The 26,663-nt window shown below is 61.2% G+C and carries 24 protein-coding genes; all 24 read right to left on the bottom strand.

Annotated features, from left to right (window positions below):
- Positions 1–148: 148 nt before the first annotated feature.
- Positions 149–832, bottom strand: coding sequence for a metallophosphoesterase (locus JCM17207_RS03645; protein ID WP_238316304.1), 684 nt, complete (start codon positions 830–832; stop codon positions 149–151).
- A 75-nt stretch (positions 833–907) separates the two neighbouring features.
- Positions 908–2,368, bottom strand: a complete 1,461-nt coding sequence (gene thrC / locus JCM17207_RS03640; RefSeq protein ID WP_238316303.1) for a threonine synthase — start codon at positions 2,366–2,368, stop codon at positions 908–910.
- Positions 2,369–2,444: 76 nt separating this feature from the next.
- Positions 2,445–2,810 carry a YraN family protein gene (locus JCM17207_RS03635; RefSeq protein WP_238316302.1) on the bottom strand — a complete coding sequence of 122 codons (366 nt, stop codon included), beginning with the start codon at positions 2,808–2,810 and terminating at the stop codon, positions 2,445–2,447.
- 1 nt (position 2,811) lies between these two features.
- Positions 2,812–3,456, bottom strand: a complete 645-nt coding sequence (gene rnhB / locus JCM17207_RS03630) for a ribonuclease HII (protein WP_238316301.1) — start codon at positions 3,454–3,456, stop codon at positions 2,812–2,814.
- Positions 3,453–4,376 carry a ribosome biogenesis GTPase YlqF gene (ylqF, locus tag JCM17207_RS03625; protein ID WP_238316300.1) on the bottom strand — a complete coding sequence of 308 codons (924 nt, stop codon included), beginning with the start codon at positions 4,374–4,376 and terminating at the stop codon, positions 3,453–3,455. Before ylqF ends, rnhB begins: the two co-directional genes overlap by 4 nt.
- Entirely contained in the window at positions 4,373–4,930 is a 558-nt protein-coding gene (gene lepB, locus JCM17207_RS03620) for a signal peptidase I (RefSeq protein WP_238316299.1), read from the bottom strand. Before lepB ends, ylqF begins: the two co-directional genes overlap by 4 nt.
- A gap of 106 nt (positions 4,931–5,036) precedes the next feature.
- Complete coding sequence (gene rplS, locus JCM17207_RS03615) at positions 5,037–5,378, bottom strand: 50S ribosomal protein L19 (RefSeq protein ID WP_238316298.1); 342 nt, start codon at positions 5,376–5,378, stop codon at positions 5,037–5,039.
- A gap of 207 nt (positions 5,379–5,585) precedes the next feature.
- Complete coding sequence (locus JCM17207_RS03610) at positions 5,586–6,230, bottom strand: TIGR03936 family radical SAM-associated protein (protein ID WP_238316297.1); 645 nt, start codon at positions 6,228–6,230, stop codon at positions 5,586–5,588.
- On the bottom strand, positions 6,205–8,064 hold the full coding sequence (locus tag JCM17207_RS03605) for a TIGR03960 family B12-binding radical SAM protein (RefSeq protein WP_238316296.1): 1,860 nt from the start codon (positions 8,062–8,064) through the stop codon (positions 6,205–6,207). Before JCM17207_RS03605 ends, JCM17207_RS03610 begins: the two co-directional genes overlap by 26 nt.
- A 96-nt stretch (positions 8,065–8,160) precedes the next feature.
- On the bottom strand, positions 8,161–8,646 hold the full coding sequence (locus JCM17207_RS03600) for a site-2 protease family protein (protein WP_238316295.1): 486 nt from the start codon (positions 8,644–8,646) through the stop codon (positions 8,161–8,163).
- Positions 8,643–9,227, bottom strand: a complete 585-nt coding sequence (locus JCM17207_RS03595) for a M23 family metallopeptidase (protein WP_238316294.1) — start codon at positions 9,225–9,227, stop codon at positions 8,643–8,645. The genes JCM17207_RS03600 and JCM17207_RS03595 overlap by 4 nt, the downstream gene beginning before the upstream one ends.
- A gap of 59 nt (positions 9,228–9,286) precedes the next feature.
- A complete protein-coding gene (gene ppk1 / locus JCM17207_RS03590; protein WP_238316293.1) occupies positions 9,287–11,689 on the bottom strand; it encodes a polyphosphate kinase 1 in 2,403 nt (800 codons plus the stop codon).
- A 24-nt stretch (positions 11,690–11,713) separates the two neighbouring features.
- On the bottom strand, positions 11,714–12,070 hold the full coding sequence (locus tag JCM17207_RS03585; RefSeq protein ID WP_238316292.1) for a ComEA family DNA-binding protein: 357 nt from the start codon (positions 12,068–12,070) through the stop codon (positions 11,714–11,716).
- 66 nt (positions 12,071–12,136) lie between these two features.
- Positions 12,137–12,973 carry an HAD family hydrolase gene (locus tag JCM17207_RS03580; RefSeq protein WP_238316291.1) on the bottom strand — a complete coding sequence of 279 codons (837 nt, stop codon included), beginning with the start codon at positions 12,971–12,973 and terminating at the stop codon, positions 12,137–12,139.
- Positions 12,970–13,902, bottom strand: coding sequence for an RluA family pseudouridine synthase (locus JCM17207_RS03575; RefSeq protein WP_238316290.1), 933 nt, complete (start codon positions 13,900–13,902; stop codon positions 12,970–12,972). The genes JCM17207_RS03580 and JCM17207_RS03575 overlap by 4 nt, the downstream gene beginning before the upstream one ends.
- A gap of 3 nt (positions 13,903–13,905) precedes the next feature.
- Positions 13,906–14,391 carry a signal peptidase II gene (lspA, locus tag JCM17207_RS03570; RefSeq protein WP_238316289.1) on the bottom strand — a complete coding sequence of 162 codons (486 nt, stop codon included), beginning with the start codon at positions 14,389–14,391 and terminating at the stop codon, positions 13,906–13,908.
- 129 nt (positions 14,392–14,520) lie between these two features.
- Positions 14,521–17,316, bottom strand: coding sequence for an isoleucine--tRNA ligase (gene ileS / locus JCM17207_RS03565; RefSeq protein WP_282449840.1), 2,796 nt, complete (start codon positions 17,314–17,316; stop codon positions 14,521–14,523).
- A gap of 59 nt (positions 17,317–17,375) precedes the next feature.
- Positions 17,376–18,152 carry a DivIVA domain-containing protein gene (locus tag JCM17207_RS03560; protein WP_238316288.1) on the bottom strand — a complete coding sequence of 259 codons (777 nt, stop codon included), beginning with the start codon at positions 18,150–18,152 and terminating at the stop codon, positions 17,376–17,378.
- A 32-nt stretch (positions 18,153–18,184) separates the two neighbouring features.
- Positions 18,185–18,922 carry a YlmH family RNA-binding protein gene (locus JCM17207_RS03555; protein ID WP_238316287.1) on the bottom strand — a complete coding sequence of 246 codons (738 nt, stop codon included), beginning with the start codon at positions 18,920–18,922 and terminating at the stop codon, positions 18,185–18,187.
- A 61-nt stretch (positions 18,923–18,983) separates the two neighbouring features.
- Entirely contained in the window at positions 18,984–19,445 is a 462-nt protein-coding gene (locus JCM17207_RS03550; RefSeq protein WP_238316286.1) for a cell division protein SepF, read from the bottom strand.
- Between the two features lie 112 nt (positions 19,446–19,557).
- Positions 19,558–20,874, bottom strand: coding sequence for a biotin/lipoyl attachment domain-containing protein (locus JCM17207_RS03545; protein WP_238316285.1), 1,317 nt, complete (start codon positions 20,872–20,874; stop codon positions 19,558–19,560).
- Positions 20,871–21,824 (bottom strand): tRNA (adenosine(37)-N6)-dimethylallyltransferase MiaA, encoded by a 954-nt coding sequence (miaA, locus tag JCM17207_RS03540; RefSeq protein ID WP_238316284.1) that lies wholly within the window; start codon positions 21,822–21,824, stop codon positions 20,871–20,873. Before miaA ends, JCM17207_RS03545 begins: the two co-directional genes overlap by 4 nt.
- The gene (gene mutL / locus JCM17207_RS03535; protein WP_238316283.1) at positions 21,808–24,000 is read right to left on the bottom strand and encodes a DNA mismatch repair endonuclease MutL; all 2,193 of its coding nucleotides are present in this window, start codon (positions 23,998–24,000) and stop codon (positions 21,808–21,810) included. The genes miaA and mutL overlap by 17 nt, the downstream gene beginning before the upstream one ends.
- 28 nt (positions 24,001–24,028) lie before the next feature.
- Positions 24,029–26,647, bottom strand: a complete 2,619-nt coding sequence (mutS, locus tag JCM17207_RS03530) for a DNA mismatch repair protein MutS (RefSeq protein WP_238316282.1) — start codon at positions 26,645–26,647, stop codon at positions 24,029–24,031.
- Between the last annotated feature and the right edge of the window lie 16 nt (positions 26,648–26,663).

The raw sequence follows: 26,663 nt of genomic DNA, 5'->3' as shown, positions 1-26,663 counted from the left end.
CTGCCCTGCACCTGCGCTGTGCGCCATTTATACGAGCTATCAGCGCACACGCTCTTGGGGTGCAACAATCGCGTCAGCGTTTATTATATCACGCTTAGAGATGAATTGCCAGCCATTTTTTCAGCTTTTTGGAATTTCTTTTCCAGGTTCAGGTGATTTTGTAGGGGCAGAAACGCAGTCCGTCCGCGCTGATGAGCTTGTAACGGATGCCCTCCACATCCCCCTGCACGGCAAAACGGATCGCTGTACCGTGCAGATGACCGTAAAAACAGCGTTTCACGCCGTATTCTTTCAGTGTGGCGACGATCTCGGGGGCGCTGGCGTTGGTGTACACCGGCGGATAGTGGAGAAAGACCAGTTTCTCCTGCCCGGGCTCGGCGGCGTCCAGACTCATCTTGAGCCGGCCGATCTCCCGGTTCATCACCTTTTCGTCGTGGGGCTCGTCCACATCGAACAGCCACCCGCGGGTGCCGCAGATGGAGTAGCCCTCCACGCTGTAAGAATTGTTGTGCAGCAGGTGCAGGGTGTCGAACCCCTGCGCCTTAAAGTATTCCTTCATTTTGTTGGCGGTAGTCCACCAGTAGTCGTGGTTCCCTTTCAGGATGAGCTTCTGCCCGGGGAGACTTTGCAGAAAAGCAAAATCGTGCCGGGTATCGGTCAACCGCATGGCCCAGCTGATATCCCCCGCCAACACTACGGTATCTTCCGGCCGAACCAGCTTTCGCCAGTTGCTCTCCAGCCGTTCAACGTAGCCGTTCCAGCCGGGGAAGATATCCATTGGCTTGGCCGCGCCCAAGGACAGGTGCGGGTCGCCAAGCACAAAAAGAGCCATCGTTGTTTCTCCTGTTCTGCGGACTGTTCGACCGCCTGGGGCTGGGCAGGCCCGGTGGATTTGGATTTGTGGGGGTTACTGCTGATAGCTCAGCGCCACCTGGGCGATCTCGGCCGGGTCGATGACGGTGTTAAACCGCTCGGCCTTCTGCCGCAGGGCGGCCAGGCTGGCCGGGGCGGTGCGCCCGGTGGCCTGCTCCAGGGCCTGCATGGCCTCGAAATCGTTCTCCGGGGCTTCCTGGCCCAGGGCGGCCAGCACGCTGCGGGGGAACTTGAAGGGCGAGGCGGTGGAGAGAACCACCATGGGCACCCCTGCCCGCTGCTGGCGCGCCGCCACATGGAAGGCCACCGCCGTGTGGGTATCGCAGAGATAGCCGTTCTGCTCGTAGCGGGCGCGGATCTCGGCGGCCACCTCTTCCTCCGAGGCCCAGCCGCAGGCAAAACTCTCCTGGATGGCGGCCAGGGTCTCGGGCCGGACGGTGTAGCTCCCCTGCTCGCTGAGCTGCCGCATCAGGGATGCAACCTCGGCGTCGCTGCCGGTGACATGGCAGAGCAGCCGCTCCAGGTTGGAAGAGACCAGAATGTCCATGCTGGGCGAAGAAGTCTTGTAGAACTCCCGCTTGGCAGTATAGGTGCCCGTCTCGAGGAAATCGGTCAGGACATTGTTTTTGTTGGAAGCGCAGACCAGCCGGCCCACCGGCAGGCCCATCCGCTTGGCGTAGTAACCGGCCAGAATATCGCCGAAGTTGCCGGTGGGGACACAGAAGTCCACCTCGTCGCCGAAGTGAATCTTCCCGCCCCGGACCAGCTGGCCATAAGCGGCGAAGTAGTAGACGATCTGGGGCACCAGCCGCCCCCAGTTGATGGAGTTGGCGCTGGAGAGGCGGATGTTCCGCTCGGCCAGCCGGGCGGCGATCTCTTTGTCGGCAAAGACCCGCTTGACGCCGGTCTGGGCATCGTCAAAGTTGCCCCGGACGGCGTAGACGGCGACGTTCTCCCCTTCCTGGGTGGCCATCTGGAGCCGCTGGATCTCGCTGGTGCCGCCGGTGGGATAAAAGACCGCAATCTCCACCCCGGGGATATCGTGGTAACCGTCCAGGGCGGCCTTGCCGGTGTCGCCGCTGGTGGCCACCAGGATCAGGGTCTTTTCGGTGCGGCCCAGATTGCGCTTGGCTTCCACCAGGAGCTTGGGCATCAGCTGCAAAGCGTAGTCCTTAAAGGCACAGGTCGGCCCATGCCACAGCTCCAGCGCGTAGAGAGAATCCGACACAGGGGCCAGAACGTCGGGCTTGCCGCCAAAGGCGGGGCCATAGGTCTTTTCTGCGGCCCGGAGCAGAAACGCCGGATCGTAATCGGTCAGATACTGGCCGAGGATGGAAGCGGCCATGGTCGGATAGTCCAAGGTGCAGAGCTCCTGCGCGTCCACCTGGGGGAAGGTCTCCGGTACAAACAGACCGCCCTCACCCGACAGGCCCTGCGCAATCGCCTCCGAGGAAGTCACTTTCCGGCTGTAATCTCGTGTGCTGAAAAATTGCATTGTAATCGCTCCTTTTCGGCTTGGTCCGGCCCCCACAGGCCGGCACATTTCCCTATACTTTCCCATCTGCGCCCTGCTAATCGCAGGTAAATGCGCCCTTTATAATATGTACCATCCAGCGCCCCGTGTCAAGAGGAATCACTTCCGCCACATCAAAACGGACGGGCATATCACTCTGCCCCGTCTCCTGAAGGTACTGCTGGGCCGCCCGGATCAGCCGGGCCTGCTTTGCGGGGCTGACCGCTGCGGCAGGCCGGGCCAGAGCGCCGGCGCTGCGGGTTTTGACCTCGCAGAGGATCAGCTCCCCTTCCGGCGAGAGCAGAACCAGATCCAGCTCCCCCAGCCGGGTATGGTAATTATGGGTTTTCAAGGTATAGCCCCGGTCGAGATAATACCGGGCCGCTGCCTGTTCCCCACGGCGGCCGGTCTCGGCCCGATCCATTTTACAGATCCTCCTTTTTGCCGTGCCACTTTTTCAAAAAGCTGCGGCGATAAAAAGGCTGGATGCCGTATTCTTCCAGCAGTGCGTAGTGCTGCTGGGTGGGGTAGCCTTTGTGCTTGGCCAGCTGGTACTGGGGGTACTGCCGGTCCAGTTCCAGCATATACCGGTCCCGGCTGACCTTGGCCAGAATGGATGCCGCGCCGATGCTGGCGCTGGTGGCGTCCCCTTTTACCACCGGCTGACTGGGCAGCGCCAGAGCCGATGGGCAGCGGTTGCCGTCCACCAGAACCAGGTTGGGGACAATGTCCAGCCCTTCCACTGCCTGGCACATCCCGCCCATGGTGGCGTTGAGGATGTTGTCCCGGTCGATGATCTCGGGCCCCACAAAGACAATTTTGTAAGCCAGAGCCTTCTGGCAGATCTCGTCGAAAAGCTCCTCCCGCTTTTTCTCGGAGAGCTTTTTGGAGTCGTTGATCCCGTGCACCGGGTTTTCGGGGTCCAGGATGCAGGCCGCCACACAGACCGGCCCGCAGAGCGGCCCCCGCCCCGCCTCGTCTACCCCGGCAAAGCAGCCGTACTGGGCCCGGATGGCGGCGTCGTATTCATAGAGCGGGCGGGAGATTTCCTCGTCGGTCCGGCGTTTCATTCCTCGTCCTCCTCGGCGAAATCCGCCAGGTCATCCCGCTGGGGCGGGCGCTCCAGGGAGATCCGGCCCCACTTGCAGGCCCGGAACTCGTCCACCAGCATAATGGCGCACCGCTCGGTGTTCACCTCGCCGCCCCGCACCAGCAGGCCCCGCTTCCGGCCGATGGCCTCCATCAGCTCATAGGGGGGCAGCCGGAGAGTCTCGGCGTCCAGGTTGTACCGCTGGGCCACCAGGTCGGGATAGTTGCGGCGCACCTCGTCCAACAGGTTCATGGCCAGCTCCTCAATATCCAGGATATCGTCCTTGATGGAGCCGATAAAGGCCAGATTAGAGGCGGTGGCTTTGGAGTCGAATTTCTTCCAGAGAACGCCGGGCATGTCCAGCAGATCGAACTTGTCGGTGCTGACCCACTGTTTGCCCTTGGTGACGCCGGGGCGGTCGGCGGCTTTGGCCCGGGCCGCGCCGGCGAAGGTATTGATAAAGGTGGATTTGCCCACGTTGGGGATGCCGCAGAGCATCACCTGAGTTTTGGCCCCGCCCATTCCCCGCACCTGGCGGCGGGCCAGAAGCTCGGCCAGCTCCCGCTCAATGGCGGTTTTGACGGCGGCAGCGCCCCCCTTCTGCTTGGCGCTGATGGCCACACAGCCGGCGTCGGCGGCCCGGAAATACCGGATCCACTCTTCCGTCACCACGGGATCGGCCAGGTCGGCCTTGTTCAGTGCGTAGAGTTTGGGTTTGCGGGCGGTGATCCGCTCGATCTCCGGGTTCAGGCTGGACAGAGGAATCCGGGCATCCAGCAGCACCAGACTGGCGTCCACATGCTGGATCTCCTGCTCCATCATCCGCAGGGTCTTGGCCATATGGCCCGGGAACCACTGGATGTTATACTGGTTGGCAAACTGCAGTTCTTCGTTTTTCATTCTACCACTCCCATATCTTCAAGGGGCAAAAAGCAGACCAGAACCTTGCCCAAAATGTCAGTTTCGGGGATGCAGCCGATCTGGGACGAGCGGCTGTCCAGCGATGCGTTGCGGTTGTCCCCCATCACAAAGAGGGCGCCTTCCGGCACTGTATAGGGGAACTCGATGTCATAGCCCAGCCGGGTGGGCTCGGCCAGATAGGGCTCGTCCAGCAGCTGGCCGTTGACCACCACCTCGCCGGTGGCATAGTCAATCAAGATGGTGTCGCCGCCCTTGGCGATGACCCGTTTGACCAGCGGCTTGCCGTAGACGGTGTCCCCGTCCACGATCACCACGTCCCCCCGCTCCGGGGTGTAGCCCGCCCCCCAGACAATCAGCCGGTCGCCGTTGTGCAGGGTCGGAACCATGGAGCTGCCGTCCACCTGAATGATCCGGAAAAAGAAGGAGAAAACCAGCACCAGAACCACCACGGCCGAAACCAGGGTCTCGAACCATTCCAGCTGGTTCTGTTCTTTGGAAATTGGGGGCTGATTTGCGTGTTTGGATTCTTTCATGGTCTCGCCTCACATTCCGGTGCGGCCGCCTTGTTCGACTGCCCGAAGATAAATAAAGAAAAAAGGGACAACAAGTGTCCCTTTTCCCTTTTGAACTTGCAGATAATCAGATGCTGCTCTTGACCTTGGCAGCCTTGCCGGTGCGGCCACGCAGATAGAACAGCTTGGCGCGACGGACCTTGCCCTTGCGGACAACGGTGACCTTCTCAACGAAGGGGCTGTTGATGGGGAAAACGCGCTCGATGCCGACACCGTAAGCCACGCGGCGAACGGTAAAGGTCTCGGCCACGCCGCCGTGCTTCTTGGCAATGACGGTGCCCTCGAAAGCCTGAATACGCTCACGCTCGCCTTCCTTGATGCGAACGTCCACGCGAACGGTGTCGCCAACGTTGAACTCGGGGCGCTCAGCCTTGATGCAGCCCTCGGAAATAATCTTCAGTGCGTCCATTTTTGTTCCTCCATTTGTTTTTAGACGTTCATACACGGCTGCCTTTCAGCCGTCAGAGGACCGCCCGTTTAATGATTGTGTCATTAACCCCGCTGTGGTTTCAGCGGACACTAACGCCCTAATATGATAGCACAAATGCCGTGTGGATGCAAGCGATTTGCCGAAAAAAGATGCGAATTTTTTCTGTTTTGCGCAAAAGTCTCTCTCTTAGCAGAAAGGGGTCTTTTGGGCGGTCAAAAGCGCGGTGCGCAGGATGCCCGCCTCGGCGGCCGAGAGGCCGAATTTCTCCTCCAGAAAGCCGGTCAGAAGGGCCGGGTTCAGGTTGAGCTCCTGGGCGGCGGGCAGGCAGACCGAAAACTCCACCCGCTCCCCTGCCTCCTTCAGTTCCAGGGCCGGGACATAGGCTTTGAGGTCGATCTCCTTTTTGCCCCGCTTGCTCTTTTTCTCCACGGGGGCAGCGGCCAGGGCGTTATACTGTTCCAGAACCGCCCGGGCCGCCGCCGGGTAGCTGATGGTGTAGCAGGCGTAGGCGATTTTGTCCGCCTTCATCTGCACCGGCTCCACCCGGAACACATGGATGCCCGCCGGCATGATGGCGTTCAGCGCCTGCTGCCACTGGGCAAAATCCGGGGCCTCGGCCTCGGTTTTCACATCCACACTCTCGCACAGGCTCTCCTGCCCCAGGGACAGCGGGCAGGAAAAGGTCATATAGATGTGGGGGTTAAACCCCAGGGTGTGCCAGACCGGCAGGCCGCTGCGCTTGAGCACCCGCTGCATCACCCGCTGCATATCCAGCAGGGAGATATAGGACGCCTCGTCCCGTTTTTCAAACCAGATTCTGACTGTAATCAAAGCAGGGCCCTCCTAACAGATGGTTTGCGCCGCAGGCGTTGCAGGCGCGGTTGCAGGGCGGCGTGGTCTGCGCGGCCAGCGCCTTTTTGTATTCCCGCACCAGATATTCGTGGGTGATGCCGTAATCCATGTGGGCCCAGGGGGTCACCTCGTCCAGCCCGATGGGGCGGTTGCAGTAGAAATGGGGGTCCACCCCGAGATCGGCGAAGGTCTGGAGCCAGGTGTCGTACTTGAAGCACTCCTCCCACCCGTCGAAGTAGCAGCCCCGCTTGTAGGCTTCCACCAGCACCGGCGCCAAGCGGCGGTCGCCCTTGGCGAAAACACCCTCCAGGAAGCCGGTCTTGCTGTCGTGGTAGTTGACCTTGATCTTCCGGCTGTGGACGCTCTCCAGCAGGTGCTTCTGCTTGGCCTGCAAGGTCTCGGCGCTGTCCATGGGCACGAACTGGAAGGGAGTGTGGGGTTTCGGCACAAAGCAGGAACAGCTGATGGTTACCTGGACCCCCTTGCCCTTGGGGTGGCCCGGGGTGGAATAGAACAGGTCCACCACCTTCTGGGCCGTCTCGGCGATGCCCTCGATGTCTTCCATGGTCTCGGTGGGCAGGCCCATCATAAAGTAGAGCTTGACCGAGGTGTAGCCCGCCGCAAAGGCGATGCTGCAGGTCTTTTCAATCTCGTCCCAGGTGACGTTCTTGTTGATGACGTCCCGCAGCCGCTGGGTGCCGGCCTCGGCGGCGAAGGTCAGGCCGCTCTTGCGGACCTTGGTGGTCTTTTCGATGAGGCTCTCGGAGAAGTTGTCCATCCGCAGAGAAGGCAGGGACAGGCTGACGTGCTCCTTCGGGGCCCACTCGTTCAGGCCGTCCAGCAGCTCTTCCAGCTGACTGTGGTCCGAGGTGGAAAGGCTGGAAAGGCTCAGCTCCTCATAACCGGTGTTGGCGCAGAGGTCCTGGGCCGCCCGGTTGAGCAGACCGGCGTCCCGCTGGCGCATGGGCCGGTACAAAAAGCCCGCCTGGCAGAAGCGGCAGCCCCGCACACAGCCCCGCAGAACCTCGATGCTGGCCCGGTCCTGGATGGCCCCCACCATAGGGACAACAAAGTTTGTGGGCGGAGCAAACTCGTTCATGTCCTTGATGATGGCCTTGGTGATGACGGCAGGAATCCCCGGCTCGTTGGGGGTGATGGACTCCACCCGGCCATCCTCATAGTAGCGGATGTCATAGAAGGCCGGGATGTAAACCCCGGGGATCTTGGCGATCCGCAGCAGCAGCTCCTTTTTGGAGATGCCCTCTTTTTTGCCCTTCTCAATCTCGGCGCAGATGGAGGGCAGCTGATGCTCCCCCTCCCCCAGCTGGATCACGTCGAAGAAATCCGCGATGGGCTCGGCGTTGCAGGCGCAGGGGCCGCCCGCCACGATCAAGGGCCAGGACTCATCCCGCTGGCTGGAATAGAAAGGAATCCCCGCCAGGTCCAGCATGGCCAGGATATTGGTGTAGGACAGCTCGTACTGGAGGGTAAAGCCCACCGCGTCAAAGGCGGTCAGGGGGTCTTTGCTCTCCAGGGTGTAGAGGGGCAGGCCCAGCCGCTCCATCTCGGCTTTCATATCCAGCCAGGGCATAAAGGCCCGCTCACACCACCAGTTGGGCTGGGCGTTGAGCAGCTCGTACAGAATCTTCTCCCCCAAAAAGGACATGCCCACCTCATAGGTGTCGGGGAAACAGAAGGCGAACCGGACGTCCACCTTGTCCTTGTCTTTATACACGCTGCCGGGCTCGCCGCCGGTATACCGGCCCGGTTTCTGCACCCGGCCCAGCGCTTCTTTCAACTTCGGCTCAAACATTGGGTTCCTCCACAGGCAGGGCCGAAATGGCCCCGATTTTATCGTCTCTTTATTGTACCCTATTTAGGGTGGAATTGCAATTTCCAATTTTGCATTTTATCGCTTCCGTCTTTGGCGCCGGAGCTGTACTGCTGCGTGCAGAATCTGGGCCCCGTCCAGGGGCGGAATGGGCAGCAGATTAAAGGCGGCGGTCAGACAGTTGGCCGCCAGAAAGGCAGCCCCCCAGAGGGTGGCCCGACGGCTCATCCGAAAATACCACACCCCCGCCAGCAGCAGATTGGCCCCCGGCCCTGCCGCGGCCAGCAGAAGGGTTTGGGCCGCTGTCAGCCCGGCGCCCCGGGTTCGCATGCAAAAGCCGGTCATGGTCACGGCGATGACCGGCAGCTGGTGTTTGAAGCGCCAGTAAACCAGAATATGCCCGCACTCATGGAGAAAGGCCGCCAGCAGCCCCACCCGCAGAAACCCGCTGCTGTCAAAGTAGAGCAACAGATACAAAAGGCCGCACAAAGGCAGCGGGTCCTGAAACACCAGACAGCCTACTCTTACCCGCCGGGGCCCCAGCAGATCCCGGGCCGGCCTCATGGTTTTGCCTCCGGCAGACCCAGCGCCCGGGTGGGGTCCTGCCGTTTGCCGTTCTGGAACAGCTCAAAATGGAGGTGGGGCCCGGTGGCCCGGCCGGTCTGGCCCGCGCAGCCCAGAGGCTGCCCGGCTTTGACTACCTCCCCGGGGCGGACATAGAGGTATTGCAGATGAGCGTAGAGGGTTTCTGTCCCGTCTTCATGGAGCAGGCGGACGTAATTGCCGTAGCTGGTACTGCGATCGGCCATGCTGACCACCCCGTCCATGGCCGCCAGCACCGGCGTCCCCTCGGCGCAGGCCAGATCCACCCCCTGGTGAAAGCCCCACTCCCCTTGTGTCGGGTCGCTCCGCCAGCCGTAGCCCGAGGACACCCGCCAGGCCGAGGTTTCCAGCGGGAAATACAAATCCAGCGCCCGCCAGCTGCGGGTGCAGCTGTAAAGCAGACTAAACAGGGCCACGGTACAGCAAAGCAGCCCGTATAAAAACCAGGCTGCCGGGCGGGTATATACCATCCGGGACGGGGTTTTTATACGGGCTGTCCGTTTGACGTTGGGGTTTGGGGTACGCCGCCGCTTTGCCTGCATCCAGACAGCCTCCTTTTCTTTCAGGCTATCTTATGCGGCGAGGCCGGCGGGGTATTCTCTTATTTCATCCCCAGAGATTTGAGCAGGCGGCTCCACCAGCTCTCGGGGGCGGGTTTCACCACCACCGGTGCGGGGACCGAGGCGTCCACCGGCAGGGCCGGATGGGCAGTCGGTTCCTCTTTCGGCGCGGGGACCGCGGGTTCTTCCTGAGGCTGCTCCGGTGCTGCCGGGGCGGGAGCGGGCTGAGTCTCTGCCGCCGGGGCAGTTTCCACAGGGGCAGGGCTGGGGGTTCCCGATTCTGCGGGGCGAGCCTCCTCCGCCGGGGAGGGGGCCGGTTCGGTTACTGCCTCTGCGCGCTGCTCCGGCTGAGGTGCAGGAGCAGCGGGTTTGACAGGGCTGGTCCAGTCCTCCCGCAGCAGGTCGTACATCCCCATCTGGCTGTTGACCACCGGCTCGTCGGGGCCGCGCTTGACCTTCTGGTAACTGCCGTCCGGCTGCATCTCCCGGGCGTTGACGTTGTCGTGGAGCTGCATTTCCAGGATATCGGTGAGTTTCTTCGTCAGGACAGGGTCCTCAATGCGGACACCCACCTCCACCCGGCATTCGGTGTTGCGGGTCAGGAAGTCACCCGAGGCGATGTAGATCCGGGTGTCCCGCCCGTCGCAGAAGCTGTAAATCCGGGCGTGCTCCAGATACCGGCCCACAATGCTGCGGATGTGCAGGTTTTCGGTCTTGCCGGGTACCCCGGCCCGGACGCAGCAGATGCCCCGGACAATCATATCAATCCGTGCGCCGGCGCAGCTGGCTTCCTGCAATTTCAGGATGATGTCCCGGTCGCTGATGGAGTTGTTTTTCAAAATCATGGAAGCGGGGCGGCCCAGCCGGGCAGCCTCAATGACCCGGTCCATCTCTTCCAGCAGGACGCTCTTGAAGCGGAGGGGCGCCACCAGCATCTGATCCGAGGTCTCGGTCAGCTGCTGCACCGCCAGGTTCTGGAATACGTTGGAGGCCTCCTCGCCGATGCTCTGGCTGGAGGTGATGAAGGAAAGGTCGGTGTACAGCTCGCTGGTTTTCTCGTTGTAGTTGCCGGTGCCGATCTGAGTGATATAGGAGTAGCCGTCCTTGTTTTTGCGGGTGATCAGGGTGAGCTTGGAGTGGACTTTGTAGTCCTCAAAACCGTAAACCACCGTACAGCCCGCGGCTTCCAGCTGCTTGGACCAGTCGATGTTGTTCTGTTCGTCGAACCGGGCCCGCAGCTCCACCAGGGCCACGACCTCCTTGCCGTTTTCGGCGGCGTCCATCAGGGCCTGGACAATCTGGGACTCCCGGGCCATCCGGTAGAGGGTCATCTTGATGGAAATAACCTCCGGGTCCCGGGCCGCCCGCTTGAGCATATAGATAAAGGGCCGGATGGACTGGTAGGGGTAATAGAGCAGTACGTCGTGCTTCTGGGCCTCCTGGGCCAGGTCATAGCCCTGCGGGGGCAGCATGGGCCGGGCCGGCGGATACAGCAGCTCGGTGTGGCCGTCGTTTTCGATCCGGCTGGAGAGCTTATAGAAAAAGCTCAGATCCAGCGGGCTCTTCTGCTCAAAGACCCGCTTATGGGTCAGCACCAGACGGTCGCAGAGCAGATGGGTGATGGTGGGGGGCGCGCTGGGGGTCATCTGGAGCCGGACGGCCGCCAGTTTGCGGCGGCGCTTGAGCAGCTCGGTCATGATCTCACGATAGTCGATGTCGTGGTCCATCATGCCCTCTTTGACGTCGATGTCGGCGTTTCGGGTGACCCGGAAGAGGCACTTCTCTACGATGGTCTCCTTGCCGAAAACCATCCCCACAAAGTGGAGGATCAGTTCCTCGGTCAGGGCAAAGGCCATCTTGTCATCTTTTTTTACAAAGCACAGACGCTCCATCTGGCTGGAAAGCGGGATGATGCCGAGGCTCTGCTCCCCCAGCCGCTTATCGTGCAGCAGCACGCCCAGATAGATCTCCTTGTTGCGCAGGAACGGGAAGGGATGGCGGTTGTCCACGATCTGGGGGCTCAGGATGGGGAACAGTTCACTCTGGAAGTATTTTTTCCAGAAATGTTCCTCCTCCTTGGAGAGCTTGTCGAAGTTGATTTTGGTGTAGCCGTTGGCCGCCAGAGCCTCTAGGGCCCGGGCGTAGTATTTGTCGCAGTCGGCCTGGAGCGCCGCCGTTTTGGGCATGATAGCGTTCAGCTGCTCCTCGGCGGTCATATTGGTTTTGTTTTCCGGCTTTTCCTTTTTGCCCCGCTTGAGGTTGGCCCGCTCCTGCAAGGAGCCCACCCGGACCATGAAGAATTCGTCCAGGTTGGAGCCGTAAATGGCCAGGAACTTGAGCTGCTCCGCCAGGGGGACGTTTTTGTCCTTGCCCAGCACCAGGACCCGCTGGTTAAAGTCCAGCCAGCTCAGTTCCCGGTTGATAAAAATGCTTTCTTCCTTCATAACCTAATCCCCTTTTACTGGATCTCAGCTGACAAAGGCCAGGCCTTGCCATTGCTCGATCGTTGCTTCGGTGATGCCGCTCACCTTTGCTGCATCGCTCAGCTGCTCAAACGGGCCGTACCGGGCACGGTAGTCCAGAATCCGCTGGGCTATCTTTTCCCCGATCCCCGGCAGGGTGCACAAAGCCGCCGCATCGGCAGTGTTCAAATCCACCCGCGCCGATTGCACCAGGGGAACCAGTTCCTCTGGATTCGTCTGATCTCCGGACGTCAACGGAACGCTGAACCAGAACGCCAGCGCCAGAGTTACTGCCAGTGCTGCCGCACCAATCGCCGCAAAACGCCCCTCTGCACGAGAAAACCAGGCCCGCTTTTTCTCCATTTTACTGTATCCTCCGCGAAAAAGAAAGCCCTCCGCATAAAAATACGGAGAACTTTTACGTTTCTTTTACATACTACCGTTTTCCGCTTCCCGCACAAACCGGTAAAGATACTCCGCGGCCGCCCCTTCCGAGCAGGCGCAGAGCATAACGCGCTTGGCCGCCACCCGCACCTCGGCCGGGGCGTCGTAGGCCGCGGCGCTCTCCCCTGCCAGATGCATCAGCCCCAGCATGGCCTGGCTGCCCGCCACCACGGCCACCTGTTCGGGGGTGACTTCGGCGGCAGCGCACACTTCTTCCAGGGCTTTTTCGGCGCTGACATTCTTGGGCATCAGGGCCAGGCAGTCTGCGGTCAGGTATTCGGTGAGGAGAGGCGAGGCGCTCTCGGCCAGCGCCTTCTCAAACACCTGCAAAACCGGGACGTTCTTTGCGTCTTTATAGAGCAGAACCCGCAGTACATCCGCGCTGTTGATTCCTTCCGGCTGGCCCAGCAGGTACGGGGTCCACTCCCGGCGCAGATGCCGCTCCAGCGCCTGGCTCATCCGCAGCACACGGGTGGAGCCGTCCCGCATCTGCAGGGCGATGCCCACCCCGGGCGCCGCCGGGAGTTTATGGAGGAAATCTTCCCCCAGAACATCAAAGCCCGCCAGAGCTTTGCCGCAGCCCGCCGAAAAGCTGTACACCAGGCTGCCGCCGCAGACCAGAGCCGGCGCGCTGAGCCGCACGCTGCCCAGCATGGTGCGCACCGCCTGGGGAGTGCGCTGGGAAAACACCGTCATTCGCCCGCCCCGGGACAGGAAGAGGTTCAGAACATCCCGCACCACCTGGGTCAGGTTCCCGTCGGGGCCCAGCATGAGGGTGTCCAGATCGCAGAGAACCAGCGTATCGTTCAGGGATTGTTTCATGTCCGGCCCCTCCTGAGTGTTGCAAGAAAATGAGTGAAATACTCCGGCAGTTCGGAGTCAAAGCGCAGCGCCTCGCCGGTGATGGGGTGGATAAACCCCAGGGTTTTGGCGTGGAGGCACTGGCCGTGGAGACTGGAAATGCAGTTGTGGGGGCCATAGACGGGGTCCCCTGCCACCGGATGGTGGATGGACGCCATGTGCACCCGGATCTGGTGGGTCCGGCCGGTTTTCAGCCGGCACTCCAGCAGAGTGAACTCCCCCAGCCTCTCCAGCACCCTGTAACCGGTATAAGCATATTTGGTGTGGGGAGCGTTGGCCGGGTAGACGGCCATCTTTTTCCGGTCGGTCTGGGAGCGGCCCAAATTGGTCTCCACAAAGCCCTCATCCTGGGCGAAGCCACCGTAGACCACCGTCTGATAGGCACGCTCAACGCTGTGCACCGCCATCTGCTGGGACAGGCCGATGTGGGTGGCGTCGTCCTTGGCCACCACCAAAAGGCCGCTGGTGTCTTTGTCGATCCGGTGGACGATGCCGGGCCGGATCTCCCCGCCGATGCCCGAGAGGCTGCCCTTGCAGTGCCAGAGCAGCGCATTGACCAGGGTGCCGTCGGGGTTGCCCGGCGCGGGGTGAACCACCATCCCCTTGGGCTTGTTGACCACCAAAAGATGGGCGTCCTCATAGAGGATTTCCAGGGGGATCTCCTGAGGAACGGCCGCAATGGGGGCTGCGTCGGGGATTTCCAGCAGAATGGTATCCCCTGCTTTCAGCTTCAGGCTCTTGACCACCGGGCTGCCGTTGCAGAGCACATGACCCTGAGCCACCAGGTTTTGCAGCGCGCTGCGGGACAGGCCGGTATCTTCGGCCGACAAAAACCGGTCGATGCGCTGGCCTGCGCCCTCCGCCTCCACCACAAATTCACGCTGCTCCATGGATCAATTCTCCTTTTGTGTTTTTTCAGGGCCGTTGTGACATTCTTCCAGGAAGATGGACAGCGCCCAGAGCCCGGCGCCCACGCACAGGCAAATATCTGCAAAGTTGAAGATGGCAAACCGCATAAACAGCAGGTTGATGTAGTCCACCACCTGGCCGTTCAGCACCCGGTCGATGAAGTTGCCCAGGCCGCCGCCCAGCACCAGGATCAGGGAAACCCGCGTGAGCAGGTTCTCCCGGCTGCGGAAGAACAGCCAATATGCCACACCGATCAGCAGGATACCGGTCACCACAACCAGCAGCAGCTGTTTGCCGCTGAGCATGCTGAACGCCATCCCCTGGTTGTAGGTAAAGCGGAGCTCCACCACATGCGGAATCAGCGGCATGGACCCCACCGGCTGGAGCACCTCCACCGCCCAGTATTTGATGGCCTGATCCATCCCCAGCAGGGCTGCAACACAGATCAGGTTGATGAGAATATACTGCATAAAATTACTCCTGTTTTGTTTCAGGGGGGATTCTGCCCACCCGAGGACGGGCAGTGTTTACAAAGAACGGCGCTCCCCCTGGAGGGAACGCCGCCCTTCTTGTGTTGTATCGGTCGCGCGGGACGCGGATTAGCCCTCAACCACTGCTGCACAGCGTGCGCAGAGGGTGGGGTGTGCCGGATGACTGCCGATGTCGGCAGAGTACTTCCAGCAGCGCTCGCACTTGTCGCCGGTGGCATGAGCCGCTGCGACACCCAGGCCCTCCAGAGAGGAGTTGGAACCGCCCTCACCCTTGACCAGCTCCACCTTGGAGACGATCATCAGGTCGGCCAGCTCATCCATGGGGATGCTGTTGAGCAGCTCGTACAGGGCGTCGTTGCAGTAGAGGGTGACCGCTGCCTCCAGAGAAGCGCCAATCTGCTTGTCGGCGCGGGCCTGCTCCAGAACCTTCTTGACCTCGTCGCGGACCGCGATCATCTGAGCCCACTTGGCTTTGAAGGCCTCGTCAGCGGCATACTGGCCGGCATGGGGCATCTCCTCGAAGACAACGTACTTGTTCATCCCCTCCATCTTGGGCATGAAGTCCCAGATCTCCTGGCTGGTGAAGCAGAGGATGGGCGCAATGACCTTGTCCAGAGCCACCAGGATCTTGTACATAGCGGTCTGGGCTGCCTTGCGGGCGGTGCCGTTGGTGCAGTACAGACGATCCTTGGTCACATCCAGATAGAAGTTGGACATAGCCACCACGCAGAAATTATAGACAGCGTGGTAGACCTTGTTGAAGTTGTAGACAGCGTAGCCTGCGTCGGTCTCCTTCAGCAGATCGTCCAGAGCGGCCAGGGCCCAGCGGTCGATCTCCATCAGCTGATCGTCCGGCACCAGGTCCACGTTGGGATCAAAGCCGTCCAGGTTGCCCAGGATGAAGCGGGCGGTGTTGCGGATCTTGCGGTAAGCCTCGCTCAGCTGCTTGAAGATGTTCTTGCCGGCGCGGACGTCCACGGTGTAGTCAGAGGAAGCCACCCACAGACGGACGATATCGGCGCCGTAGTCCTTGATGATCTCAGAGGGCTCCACACCGTTGCCGGCGCTCTTGTGCATCTGCTTGCCCTGCTCGTCCACGACCCAGCCATGGCAGAGCACTGCCTTATAGGGCGCACGGCCCCGGCTGGCGACGCTGGTCAGCAGGCTGGACTGGAACCAGCCGCGGAACTGGTCGGCGCCTTCCATATACAGGTCGGCAGGCCAATGCAGCTCGGGACGCTCCTCCAGCACGGCGCTGTGGGTGGAACCGGAGTCGAACCAGACGTCCATGATGTCGGTGTCCTTGGTCCACTCGGTACCGCCGCAGTTCTCGCAGACCTCCCCTGCCGGGATGATCTCCTCAGCCTCATACTTGTACCAGGCGTCGGAACCCTCCTTGCGGAACAGATCGCTGACGGCCTTGATGGTGGCGTCGGTGATATGGTACTTGCCGCACTTCTTGCAGTAGAAAGCCGGGATGGGCACGCCCCAGGTACGCTGACGGCTGATGCACCAGTCGCTGCGGTCCCGAACCATGCCGTACATCCGGTCGTGGCCCCACTCGGGCATCCAGGTAACGTCCTCGATGGCCTTGTAGACGTCTTCCTTGAACTGGTCGATGGAGCAGAACCACTGCTCGGTGGCGCGGAAGATGATGGGGTGATGGCAGCGCCAGCAGTGGGGGTACTGGTGCTTGATGTGCACCTGGCCCATGACAGCGCCGGACTCGGTCAGGTCGGCCAGAATGGTCTTGTTGGCTGCCCAGACCCGCTGGCCCGCGTATTTGCCCGCCAGCTCGGTGAGATAGCCGCCATCGTCCACGGGAACAGTGATGGCCACCTCGGGGTACTTCTGGCTGACGTTGAAGTCGTCCACGCCGTGACCGCCCGCAGTGTGGACACAGCCGGAGCCGCTCTCCAGGGTGACGTGGTCGCCCAGAATGACCCAGCCCTCCTTGGGCAGGTAGACGTGCTGGTAGCGCATCCGCTCGAACTCAGCGCCGTTGACCGGCTCGCCCACCACCTCATACTCGGTGATGCCGCAGGCGTCCATGACGCTCTTGACCAGTTCGGTAGCCATGATGTGGTACTCCTCGCCGATCTTGACGAAGGAATACTCGAACATACCGTTGAGGCAGATGGCCTCGTTGGCGGGCAGGGTCCAGGTGGTGGTGGTCCAGATCACGAAGTAGGTCTTGTCCATCGGGATGCCGTACTTAGCCAGCACGCCGTTGGGGTCCTGGCTGACGTGGAACCGGACAAAGATGGAATCGCAGTCGTCCTCGGCGTACTCAATCTCGGCCTCGGCCAGAGCGGTGCGGCAGTCGGGGCACCAGTAAACGGGCTTCAGACCCTTGTAGATATAGCCTTTCTTGGCCATCTCGCCGAAGATCTCGATCTGACGGGCCTCAAACTCGGGTTTGAGGGTCAGATAAGGGTGCTCGAAATCGCCAATAACGCCCAGGCGCTGGAACTGCTCGCTCATGATCCCGATGTGCTCGGTGGCGAAGGCTTTGCAGATCTGGCGCAGCTCCAGCTTGGAGATGTCCTTCTTCTTGTCGCCGACCGAAGCCAGGGCTTTCAGCTCAATGGGCAGGCCGTGGGTATCAAAACCGGGCACATAGGGGGCCTGGTAGCCCTCCATGCTCTTCTGGCGGATGATGATATCCTTGATGATCTTGTTCAGAGCGGTGCCCATATGAATGTTGCCGTTGGCATACGGGGGGCCGTCATGCAGCACAAAGCGGGGCTTGCCCTCGTTGTGCTTGATGAGGTTGTTGTAGAGATCGTTCTTCTTCCAGTCCTCGAGCATCACAGGCTCTTTCTTGGGCAGACCGGCACGCATCTCGAATAAGGTCTTCGGCAGATTCAGGGTACTGTCGTATTGGGATTTGCTCTTAGCCAATGGTTCCACACTCCTCGTAAACTATTCTTCCCTCTTTTTGCCCGCCAGGGGGCGGGGCTTTATTCGCTGAATTTGATTCCCTGGAAAACAGAGTAATCCACATCAGCCGGTTTATTCTCTGCCGGTACGGGCAGATCTACCTTCAACTGACTCTCGTCTTTGTCCCAGAAGTCCTCGGCCTGCTCGGGTTCGGCGGCCTCCGCTTCTGCTTCGGACTCAGCGGTCTCGGCGGTCTCGGCGGGCAGCTGGGGCTGCTCCTCCTCCGGTGCCGCTTCCTCCTGGGGGGCAGCCTGGGTCTCGGCCGGGGTCTCCGGCTGATACTCGGGCAGGCGGCTCAGCGAGGCTACATGGTTGCGGTAGAGGTTCAGCACATCTGCCTTGAAACGGGTGACCTCCAGGCGGACCCGCTCGTACTCCCGCTCCTCGGCCTGGCGCTGCTCGTTGGCCTCGTTCACAATCTCATCGGCCCGCTCGGTGGCCTTTTGCAGCAGCTCGTTGGCGTCCCGAATGATATCGTCTGCCCGGAGGTTGGCCCGGTGCAGAATTTCCTCCGACTTCTGGTTGGCCTCGCGGATGACGTTCTCCCCCATCCGCTGGGCGTTGATCAGGGCGGACTTCAGCATTTCGCCGTCCGCCTGGTAGCTCTCCAGCTCCCGCGCCAGCTTCTGGTTCTCGCTGATCAGGTCGGAAATGCGCTTGCGCAGAGCCTCCGCCTCCTGGATGTCCTGCTGGAGCTGTTCCTCGATTTTGTCCAGGAAATGGTCGACATCTTCGGTACGGTAGCCGCGGAGGTTTTTATCAAACTGCACGGAATGTACGTCCTGCGGTGTCAGCATAGTGATCTCCTCCAATTTTTAATTCAACAGATTCAATACTGAAAATACTCAATGATAAAACGGTCTTTCCGGCTTTTCCCCGGCAGAGCGGCCAAACCAAAACGGCCTTTGCCCCGGATGGTGAAGACATCCCCCTCATAGACGGGGGCGTGGGTCGAGCTGGCCGGCAGGTGGTTGATCTCCACCCGGCCCGCCGCGATCAGCTCCGCCGCCATCCCCCGGCTGCAATGCAGCATAGCGGCCAATACGGCGTCCAGCCGCAGGGAGGACACCGTCGCCGTCTGGGTTTGGCGGTCGGCCTCGGGGAACTCCGGCAGCTCTTCCAGAGGCTGGATGGAGCAGGTCAGTTCGGTCCGGCCCGCCTGGCGCAGTTCCTGGCAGATGAGCTGGGCCACCGTCTCCAGTGCGAACACATAGGCTGTGCCGGGTTTGTCCGCCGGGAGGACGATATCCCCCAGCGCTTCCCGCCGGATCTCCAGACCCAAAAGACTGCCCAGATAATCCTTGTGGGCGGGCGGCTGGGCCCCGGCCAGCTGCCGGCACTCCAGCCGGACACACCGCAGGGGCGAATCGCTCCAGGAATCCTCCGGCTCGATGCAGACCAGCCGCCGCTCCGCCTGGGGGTATCCCCCATCGAAACGGAACGCGGTACAGCCGGCCCGATCCAGCGCAGCTTTGGCCAAAGCCTGCTCCCGGTCGCTTAAAAAGGAGGAATACCGCGGAATGCTGCGGGCCTGGGCCGTGCGGGCCAGGTCCTCGATGTGCCGCATCAGAAAGCGTTCCTCCTCATTTTGCGCGGGGATAAATCCACGGGCCGAACGGGGCTGCGGATCAATAGAACGCGCCATTGCTCTCCAGCTCGTCCAGCAGATCGCCCATAATATCTACATTGTAGGGGGTGATAATAAAGGTGCTGTTGGCCACCCGCTTGACCTGGCCGTTGTTGGCGTAGGCCACACCGGACAAGAAGTCGATCAGCCGGCGGGAGATCTCCTTGTTGGCGGACTCCAGGTTGAGCACCACAGTCCGCTTGTTGTTCAGATGGTCCGCAATGGTGCTGGCGTCCTCGAAGCGCTCGGGCTTGACCAGAACAACCTTGAGCTGGGTGGTGGCGTTGATGTTGACCACCCGGTTGGCGCTCTTCTTGCTCTCGGCCTCTTCATCCTCATAGCCGGGGTCTGCGCCGAAGCTATTGTTGTTGTTCACCATCTGGGGGCCGTCGTCAATGTATTCATCCTCGAACTCGTCGTCGCCGCCAAAAAGTCCTTTTTTAATATTCTGCACAAAAGACATAGATACCTGCTCCTTTCACACGAGTAACGCATGTCGCTTGATTTTTGATCGCAAAAGCAGAACGAATAGCTTTTTATATTATCTGTTTTTTTGAGCCGGATGTCAATAACAGCTAGTACAAAAGTTTTCCGTCGTACAAATTTTGTCCCGAAACAATGACGGTATCGTAGAGTTTCAGCTCGCTGACCGATCCCGCAGTGCCCTTGGGCTGGACAATGATGTAATCGCCGTCCTGCACCAGGGGGTGCTCGCTGTCCACCGGATCGATCCGGCAAAAGCGCGCCAGGTTGCCGAATTTGACGTACACGCCCGGGATGTAGTTTTCGCCCTGGAGGGCGGTCACCTCTTCCCCGGTCTCCTCCAGCAGATAATGGACGGCCTCCGCTTTGATCCGCAGGCCGGTGGTCTCGCTGAGGATGATTTCTGCGTTGGCCTGGCCCAGCCGGAGCACTTCCCCAGTGAGGGTATCGCACCGCAGCACAAAACGGGCCAGACCGCTGGACTCGTCAATGGTCACCTCGGTGAGCTTGGCTTTCAGGCTGTTCTCGGTCTGCCCGGGGAACCGGATCTGGACATTCCCAGTGAGAGGGGCGCCGTCCCGGCCCAGGAGCTTTTGCCCCTGCTCGGCGGTGCAGACACCACAATAATACCAGCTGAACCCTGAGACAATTTTGCCGGCACAGCCTTCCAGCGGAGCATCGGCCTGCTGATCCAGCAGAGCTTTCAGCCCAGCGGCATCCAGCGCCAGGATCGCATCCGCGCTCTGGGTGAGCTGCCGGCTGGTTCCGCTGCGGACAAAATAACCGGTCCCCGGCGAGACTACCTGGGCCAGCCCGCCCAACTGGCCTTCCAGCTGGACAGCCTCCGCCGACAGGGCGGCAATCTGGGCCGAAAAGTCCGCCGCTTCCCCGGTGGTCACCCAAAGCCGGTTCTGGGCCAGCAGATAACTCTCCCGGCCGTTGTCGATCTGGCTGTACAGTCCCCGGTCAATGTTGTCCAGCAAGGTGTAGAGGGCACTCGACCGTTCCGCCAGCAAGGTATCAATCTGGGTGGTGGAAACATTCTGGGAGTGTTCCAGCAGATCAATCTGCTCGTACAGATTCGTCAGCCGGGCCCGCAGAGCACTCTGAGAGGCGTCTGAGTAGACTTCGGCCACGATGGTTCCAGCCGATACCCGCTCACCGTCCCCTACCCGATACCCCAGCAGCCCGCTGCCGGGCACCAGGGTCTCCTGGAACAGCAGAACGCCCTCGGCCTCCACGGTGTCCTCCACCGTACTCATCAGGGCCGTTTCATAGAGGTTGGGCGGGTTCAAAATGCGGTAGGCCTGATAGCCCACATACCCCAGTGCCAGCACCAGGGCTGCCGCCACCCCGACCAGCACCCAAAGGGTGTAGGGGCGCTTGGTCTGTGCAGGATCCCATCTCACAGCGCATCCCTCTTTTCCAAAAATTCCTCGGTCCGGCGGCAGGCCTCGTCCAGAAGATCCGGGGCGTCGGCCTGAAGCCAGACCACCCCTTCCATATGGCGGAACCAGGTCAACTGCCGCTTGGCGTAGTTGCGGGAAGCCTGCTTGAGTTTCTCCACGCAGGCGGCCAGCTCTGCCTCCCCCGCAAAGTAGGGGAAAAATTCTTTGTAGCCGATGGCCTGGGCCGCCGTGCGGTAGCTGTCCCGATGGTCATAGACCAGCCGGGCCTCCTCCAAAAGCCCCTGCTCCATCATCCGGTCCACCCGCAGGTCAATCCGGCGGTAGAGCTGAGCCCGGTCGGCGAAATCCAGACCCAGAACAAGGGACCGGTAGGGCCGCTGACTGGGCCGGGAGGCGGCCTTCTGTTCGCTGAGCCGCCGCCCGGTGGCCCGGTAATGTTCCAGCGCCCGCAGCACCCTCACCCGGTTGTTGGGGTGGATGGCCGCGGCGGCCTGCGGGTCAACCGACAGCAGTTCGGCATACATCGCTTCTGGCCCTCGGGCCTCCAGCTCTGCCGCCAGCTGTTCCCTCAGACCGTTGGAAGGCTTTTCTTCCGTAAAGCGGATCCCTTCCAGAAAGCTCTGGATATACAGCCCGGTGCCGCCCACCAGAATGGGCAGCGCCCCCCGGGCGGAAATCTCCTGTTCCAGCCGGGCGGCCAGCGCCGTGAAATCCGCCACACTGAACACTTCTTCCGGCGGCAGAAAATCCACACAGTGGTGGGGTACGCCCTGGGTTTCCTCAGCGGTCACCTTTGCGGTGCCCACATCCAAGCCCCGGTAAATCTGCATGGAGTCGGCGCTGATCACCTCGCCGCCGAACCGCTTGGCCAATGCGACGCCCAGGGCGGTTTTTCCGGTGGCGGTAGGTCCCGCCACTGCCAGTACCGGGTGTTTATACAATCCGTCCAAACTGCTTTTCCAGCTCCTTTCGTGTCAGCTTCAGCACACAGGGGCGGCCATGGGGGCAGAAAGGCGGCACCCGGCCGGAGAGGATCTCCTCCGCCAGGGCCATCAGCTCCTGGGGAGAAGAAGTGTCCCCCGCCTTGATGGCGGCCCGGCAGGCGATGGAGTGGAGCACCCACTCGGTTCGCTCGCTCAGAGCATCCCGGCTGCCCTGGGCCAGTTTGCCCGCCAGCTCCACCAGCAGATCCTCGGCGCTGTCCGGCTCCACGTCGGCGGGCACCGCCCGCAGCAGAACCGTGTTGCCCCCGAAATCGCCGACCTCAAGGCCCGCGTTTTCCAAAAGGGGGATGTTCTCCAGCACCGCCTGCTTTTCCTCAGCGGAGAGTTCCACCGCCACCGGCACTAGCATCAACTGGCTGGCCACCTGGCCGTACCCCGCCGCCAGCTTCTCATAGAGCTGGCGCTCGTGGGCGGCGTGCTTGTCGATGAGGCAGAGCTCGTCTCCCCTCTGGGTGATGATATAAGTTTTAAACACCTCGCCCACGTACTCCAGCTTCTGTTCGGCGGGGGTGGGTTCCAGCGCCAGCTGCTCGGGGGCGGGCTGCTCCGGTTCGGCCGGGGCGGCCTCGGGCACGGCAGGGGTCTGCCAGGCAGAGAGGCTGTCCTGCACAGGGGCCTCTTCGGTCTCCAACGCAGGACTGATGTCCAGCCGGGATTCATCCTCCGCCCGGCGGAAGGAGGTCTTGGACGCCGGGGGCGGGCTGTGCAAAACAACCACCGGCGAGGGGGGCGGAGAGCTCCGGAGCACTTCCTGAAAACTTCTCCGGTCAATCCCATCCAATGCCGGCGACGGTTGAGACAGGAGCTTCTTCGGTGCAGGCTGGTGCGTTTCAGGCGGATCGAGGGGGAGCAGATCCTTCTCCCACTCTTCCTGAAAAGAGGCTTTGGGCGGCCGCTGCGCCGGCTTTGAAGGCTCGCTTTCTGTAAAGCTAAGATGCTTTTCAGATTTCTTTAAAGTGCCGGGCTCCGATTGGCCTTGTATTACCGCGGATAAACCTGTAAAGTTGGACTGCTTTACACTATTTTCTCGCTTATTTTCGCTGTTTTTGCTGAATTCAGCTTCTTTTGCGGCCTTCTCCCCTTCTTTTTCTTTGGGAGCTTCCGGAGAGAGGACAAACCGCTGCTCCCCGCTGCCGGGCTGGGTCAAAGCCAACTTGACCGCATGGTAGACGATATCAAAGACGTCGTTCTCCCGAGCGAAGCGCACTTCGGTTTTGGCCGGGTGGACATTCACATCCACAAGGTCGGCGGGCATTTCGAGCAGCAGAACGCCCCCCGGGAATTTGCCCTGCATCGCCACCCCTTTAAAGGCGGTTTCCAGGGCGGCCATCATGGTGCGGTTGCGCACATAGCGGCCGTTGATGTAGAAGTACTGCATGCTGCGGCTGGCCCGGCAGCACCGGGGCGGCGTGACCAGACCATACACCCGGTAGCCCAGGGTGCTGTCCCCCACATCCAGCAGATCCCGGCTGAACTCTCGCCCCAGCACCGCATACACGGCGCTGCGCAGCTTGCCATCGCCGGGAGTAACATATTGGGTTTTGCCCTCGCGCACAAATTTAAACCGGATCTCCGGGTGGCTGAGGGCCAGATGGGACACCACGTCTGCGACGAAGGTTCCTTCACTGGAATCCTTCTTCAGGAACTTCATCCGGGCGGGGGTGTTGTAGAAAAGATCCCGCACCCGAATGGTGGTGCCAACGCCCCGGGCATCGGGCTGGAGAGGCTGCTCTTCCCCTCCCTCGATCCGGTAGAGGCAGGCGAACTCCGCCGTCTCGGTCCGGGTCAAGAGCTCCACCCGGGCCACGCTGGCGATGGAGGCCAGGGCCTCGCCCCGAAACCCCAGGGTGTGGATGGCGTTCAGATCCTCCCCGGTCTGGATCTTGCTGGTGGCGTGGCGGATAAAGGCGGTGGGAATATCCTCCGGCTCGATGCCGCTGCCGTTGTCGCTCACTTCGATCAGTTTGACACCGCCCGATTCAATGGCGACGGTAATCTGGGTCGCTCCGGCGTCAATGGAATTTTCCAGCAGTTCTTTGACCACTGAGGCGGGCCGCTCGACCACCTCGCCCGCTGCAATCAGCTCGGCGGTGTGTTTGTCCAGCACGCGAATGACTGCCATATAGACGCCTCCTTTCGGTTATCCAAAATCAGCCCCCGTTGAGGGTGCCTTTTAAAGTTTTCTTGAGTTCGTAGAGGAAATTCAATGCCTCGATGGGGGTCAGAGTCTCCACATCCAGTGCTTCCAGCTTGTCCAGGACCTCGCTGGGCACTGCCGGAGAGGCATAATCTTGCAGGGCGTCGAAATCCATCTGCTCCACCCGGTTTTTGGGGGCGGCTGCTTCCAGGGTGCGGAGCACCTCATGGGCCCGGCGGGTGACGCTGCCGGGCAGGCCGGCCAGTTTGGCCACTTCAATGCCGTAACTGTCGTCCGCGGGGCCCCGGATGATCCGCCGCAGGAAGGTGATATCCTCTCCCCTCTTTTTCACGGCGATGTTGTAGTTCTTTACCCCGTCGATGGTCCCTTCCAGGTCGGTGAGCTCGTGGTAATGGGTGGCAAAAAGGGTCTTGCACCCCAGCCCCTTGGCGGGGTCGGCGATGTGTTCCACCACCGCCCGGGCGATGCTCATGCCGTCGAAGGTGGAGGTCCCGCGGCCGATCTCGTCCAGCACCACCAGGCTGCGCCGGGTAGCGCTCTTGAGGATCTCGGCCACCTCGGTCATCTCCACCATAAAGGTAGACTGCCCGGCGGCCAGGTCATCGGAGGCGCCCACCCGGGTAAAGACGGCGTCCACCACGCCCACCCGGCATTCACTGGCCGGGACAAAGGAACCGATCTGGGCCATCAGGGCGATCAGCGCGTTCTGGCGCATATAGGTGGATTTGCCCGCCATATTGGGGCCGGTGATGATAAGGCAGCGGTTGTCGCCGCAGTCCAGAAGGGTGTCATTGGGGACAAACAGACTGCCCTTGAGCACCTGTTCCACCACCGGATGGCGGCCCTCCACAATCTTCAGCTCGTCGCTGTCATCCACCACCGGGCGGCAGTAGTTGTTATCCGCGGCCACCTGAGCCAGGGAGACCAGAACATCCAGCTGGGCCACCGCGTTGGCGGTGCACTGAATCCGGTCCAGCTCCCGGCTGATCCCTTCCAGAAGCTCGTCAAACAGCCGCCGCTCCAGGGCAATCAGCCGCTCGTGAGCGCCCAGGATCTTATTTTCCAGCTCTTTGAGCTCCTGTGTGATGTACCGCTCGCCGCCGGTCAGGGTCTGTTTGCGGATGTAGCTCTCCGGCACCATGTTTTTGTAGCTGTTGCTGACTTCGATAAAGTAGCCAAACACATGGTTGAACCCGATTTTCAGTTTTGGGATGCCTGTTTCCTGCCGCAGCCGGGCCTCCATCTGGGCCAGAACCCCTTTGCTGTTCTCCCGGATGGCCCGCAGTTCATCCACCTCGTCGTTGTAGCCCTTGGCGATGACGCCGCCCTCCTTCAAGGTAGAGGGGGCGTCTTTGTCCACCGCCGCATAAATCCGAGCTTTGATCTCTTCCAAGGGGTCGATTTCCCCGGCGAGGGTGGTGAGTTCGGAACAGTTGCAATCCGCCGCCAGCCGCTTGAGCTCGGGCAGACGGTCGCAGGTCTGGGCCAGGGTGTAGATTTCTTTGGGGGTGGCGGAGCCGTAAACTGTGCGGGTCATCAGCCGCTCGATGTCCGCCACATAGCGCAAAGTCTCGCTCAGATCCCCTCGGGTGACGGTCTCCTGCACCAGCCGCTCCACCGCGTTGAGCCGGTGGTTGATCACCTCGCTGGATACCAGGGGCTGCTCGATCCAGCTGCGCAGCATCCGTTTGCCCATGGCGGTAGAGGTGCGGTCCAGCACCCAGAGCAGGGTGCCCCGCTTCTCCCGGCCCCGCATGGTCTCGGTCAGTTCCAGGTTGGCCCGGGTCACCGGGGACAGCCGCATGAACTGGGCCTCGGTATAGCGCTGGACCGTTTTGAGGCGCTCCACGCCCTTGATCTGGGTGTCGTGGAGGTATTCCAGCAGAGCGCCCATGGCAAAGCGCACCAGACCCCCGGCTTCGATCTCGGTGGTCCGGGCCCAGTCCCGCCCAAACTGATTGCTGAGGGCAATTTCCACCAGGCCGGGGGCGTACCGAGCCTCCTCCACCAATTCTACCGAGCAGGTCATATTTTTTTTGATGTAATTTGTCACCTCACGGCAGTTGAGCATGGTGGGGTTCATCAAAATCTCGCTGGGGTGATAGCGGCACAGCTCGGTAATCAGGGCCACCTCAATTTTCTCGGCCTTCAATTCGGTGATGTGGGCCGTGCCGGTGGAAACGTCCGCAAAGCAGACGCCCGCCCGGTTGTCCTTCACATAGATGCTGGCGATATAGTTGTTGCGGTCATCCTGGAGCATACTGCTCTCGATGACCGTGCCCGGAGTCACCACCCGGATGATGTCCCGCTTCACCAGGCCTTTGGCCTTGGCAGGGTCCTCCACCTGCTCGCAGATGGCTACCTTGTAACCCTTGGCGATGAGCCGGGCCATATAGGTCTCGTAGCTGTGGAAGGGCACGCCGCACATGGGGGCGCGCTCATCCTTGCCGCACTGCTTGCCGGTCAGGGTCAGATCCAGTTCCCGCGAGGCGGTGATGGCATCGTCGTAGAACATCTCGTAAAAGTCGCCGATGCGATAAAACAGGATCTCGTCTTTGTGCTGGTTCTTGATCTCAAAATACTGCTGCATCATGGGCGAAAAATCCGCCATGGAAATTCACCGTTCC

The sequence above is a fragment of the Faecalibacterium gallinarum genome (assembly GCF_022180365.1).
Taxonomy (GTDB): Bacteria; Bacillota; Clostridia; order Oscillospirales; family Ruminococcaceae; genus Faecalibacterium; species Faecalibacterium gallinarum.
The sequence above is the reverse complement of the archived record's forward strand: the minus strand, read 5'-3'. Positions and strand labels throughout refer to the sequence as shown.

Coding starts and splice junctions, on each gene's coding strand:
- JCM17207_RS03645 (WP_238316304.1), bottom strand. CDS start 832: ATGGCTCTTTTTGTGCTTGGCGACCCGCACCTGTCCTTGGGCGCGGCC.
- thrC (WP_238316303.1), bottom strand. CDS start 2,368: ATGCAATTTTTCAGCACACGAGATTACAGCCGGAAAGTGACTTCCTCG.
- JCM17207_RS03635 (WP_238316302.1), bottom strand. CDS start 2,810: ATGGATCGGGCCGAGACCGGCCGCCGTGGGGAACAGGCAGCGGCCCGG.
- rnhB (WP_238316301.1), bottom strand. CDS start 3,456: ATGAAACGCCGGACCGACGAGGAAATCTCCCGCCCGCTCTATGAATAC.
- ylqF (WP_238316300.1), bottom strand. CDS start 4,376: ATGAAAAACGAAGAACTGCAGTTTGCCAACCAGTATAACATCCAGTGG.
- lepB (WP_238316299.1), bottom strand. CDS start 4,930: ATGAAAGAATCCAAACACGCAAATCAGCCCCCAATTTCCAAAGAACAG.
- rplS (WP_238316298.1), bottom strand. CDS start 5,378: ATGGACGCACTGAAGATTATTTCCGAGGGCTGCATCAAGGCTGAGCGC.
- JCM17207_RS03605 (WP_238316296.1), bottom strand. CDS start 8,064: ATGTTTGAGCCGAAGTTGAAAGAAGCGCTGGGCCGGGTGCAGAAACCG.
- JCM17207_RS03600 (WP_238316295.1), bottom strand. CDS start 8,646: ATGAGGCCGGCCCGGGATCTGCTGGGGCCCCGGCGGGTAAGAGTAGGC.
- JCM17207_RS03595 (WP_238316294.1), bottom strand. CDS start 9,227: ATGCAGGCAAAGCGGCGGCGTACCCCAAACCCCAACGTCAAACGGACA.
- ppk1 (WP_238316293.1), bottom strand. CDS start 11,689: ATGAAGGAAGAAAGCATTTTTATCAACCGGGAACTGAGCTGGCTGGAC.
- JCM17207_RS03585 (WP_238316292.1), bottom strand. CDS start 12,070: ATGGAGAAAAAGCGGGCCTGGTTTTCTCGTGCAGAGGGGCGTTTTGCG.
- JCM17207_RS03580 (WP_238316291.1), bottom strand. CDS start 12,973: ATGAAACAATCCCTGAACGATACGCTGGTTCTCTGCGATCTGGACACC.
- JCM17207_RS03575 (WP_238316290.1), bottom strand. CDS start 13,902: ATGGAGCAGCGTGAATTTGTGGTGGAGGCGGAGGGCGCAGGCCAGCGC.
- lspA (WP_238316289.1), bottom strand. CDS start 14,391: ATGCAGTATATTCTCATCAACCTGATCTGTGTTGCAGCCCTGCTGGGG.
- JCM17207_RS03560 (WP_238316288.1), bottom strand. CDS start 18,152: ATGCTGACACCGCAGGACGTACATTCCGTGCAGTTTGATAAAAACCTC.
- JCM17207_RS03555 (WP_238316287.1), bottom strand. CDS start 18,922: ATGCGGCACATCGAGGACCTGGCCCGCACGGCCCAGGCCCGCAGCATT.
- JCM17207_RS03550 (WP_238316286.1), bottom strand. CDS start 19,445: ATGTCTTTTGTGCAGAATATTAAAAAAGGACTTTTTGGCGGCGACGAC.
- mutL (WP_238316283.1), bottom strand. CDS start 24,000: ATGGCAGTCATTCGCGTGCTGGACAAACACACCGCCGAGCTGATTGCA.
- mutS (WP_238316282.1), bottom strand. CDS start 26,647: ATGGCGGATTTTTCGCCCATGATGCAGCAGTATTTTGAGATCAAGAAC.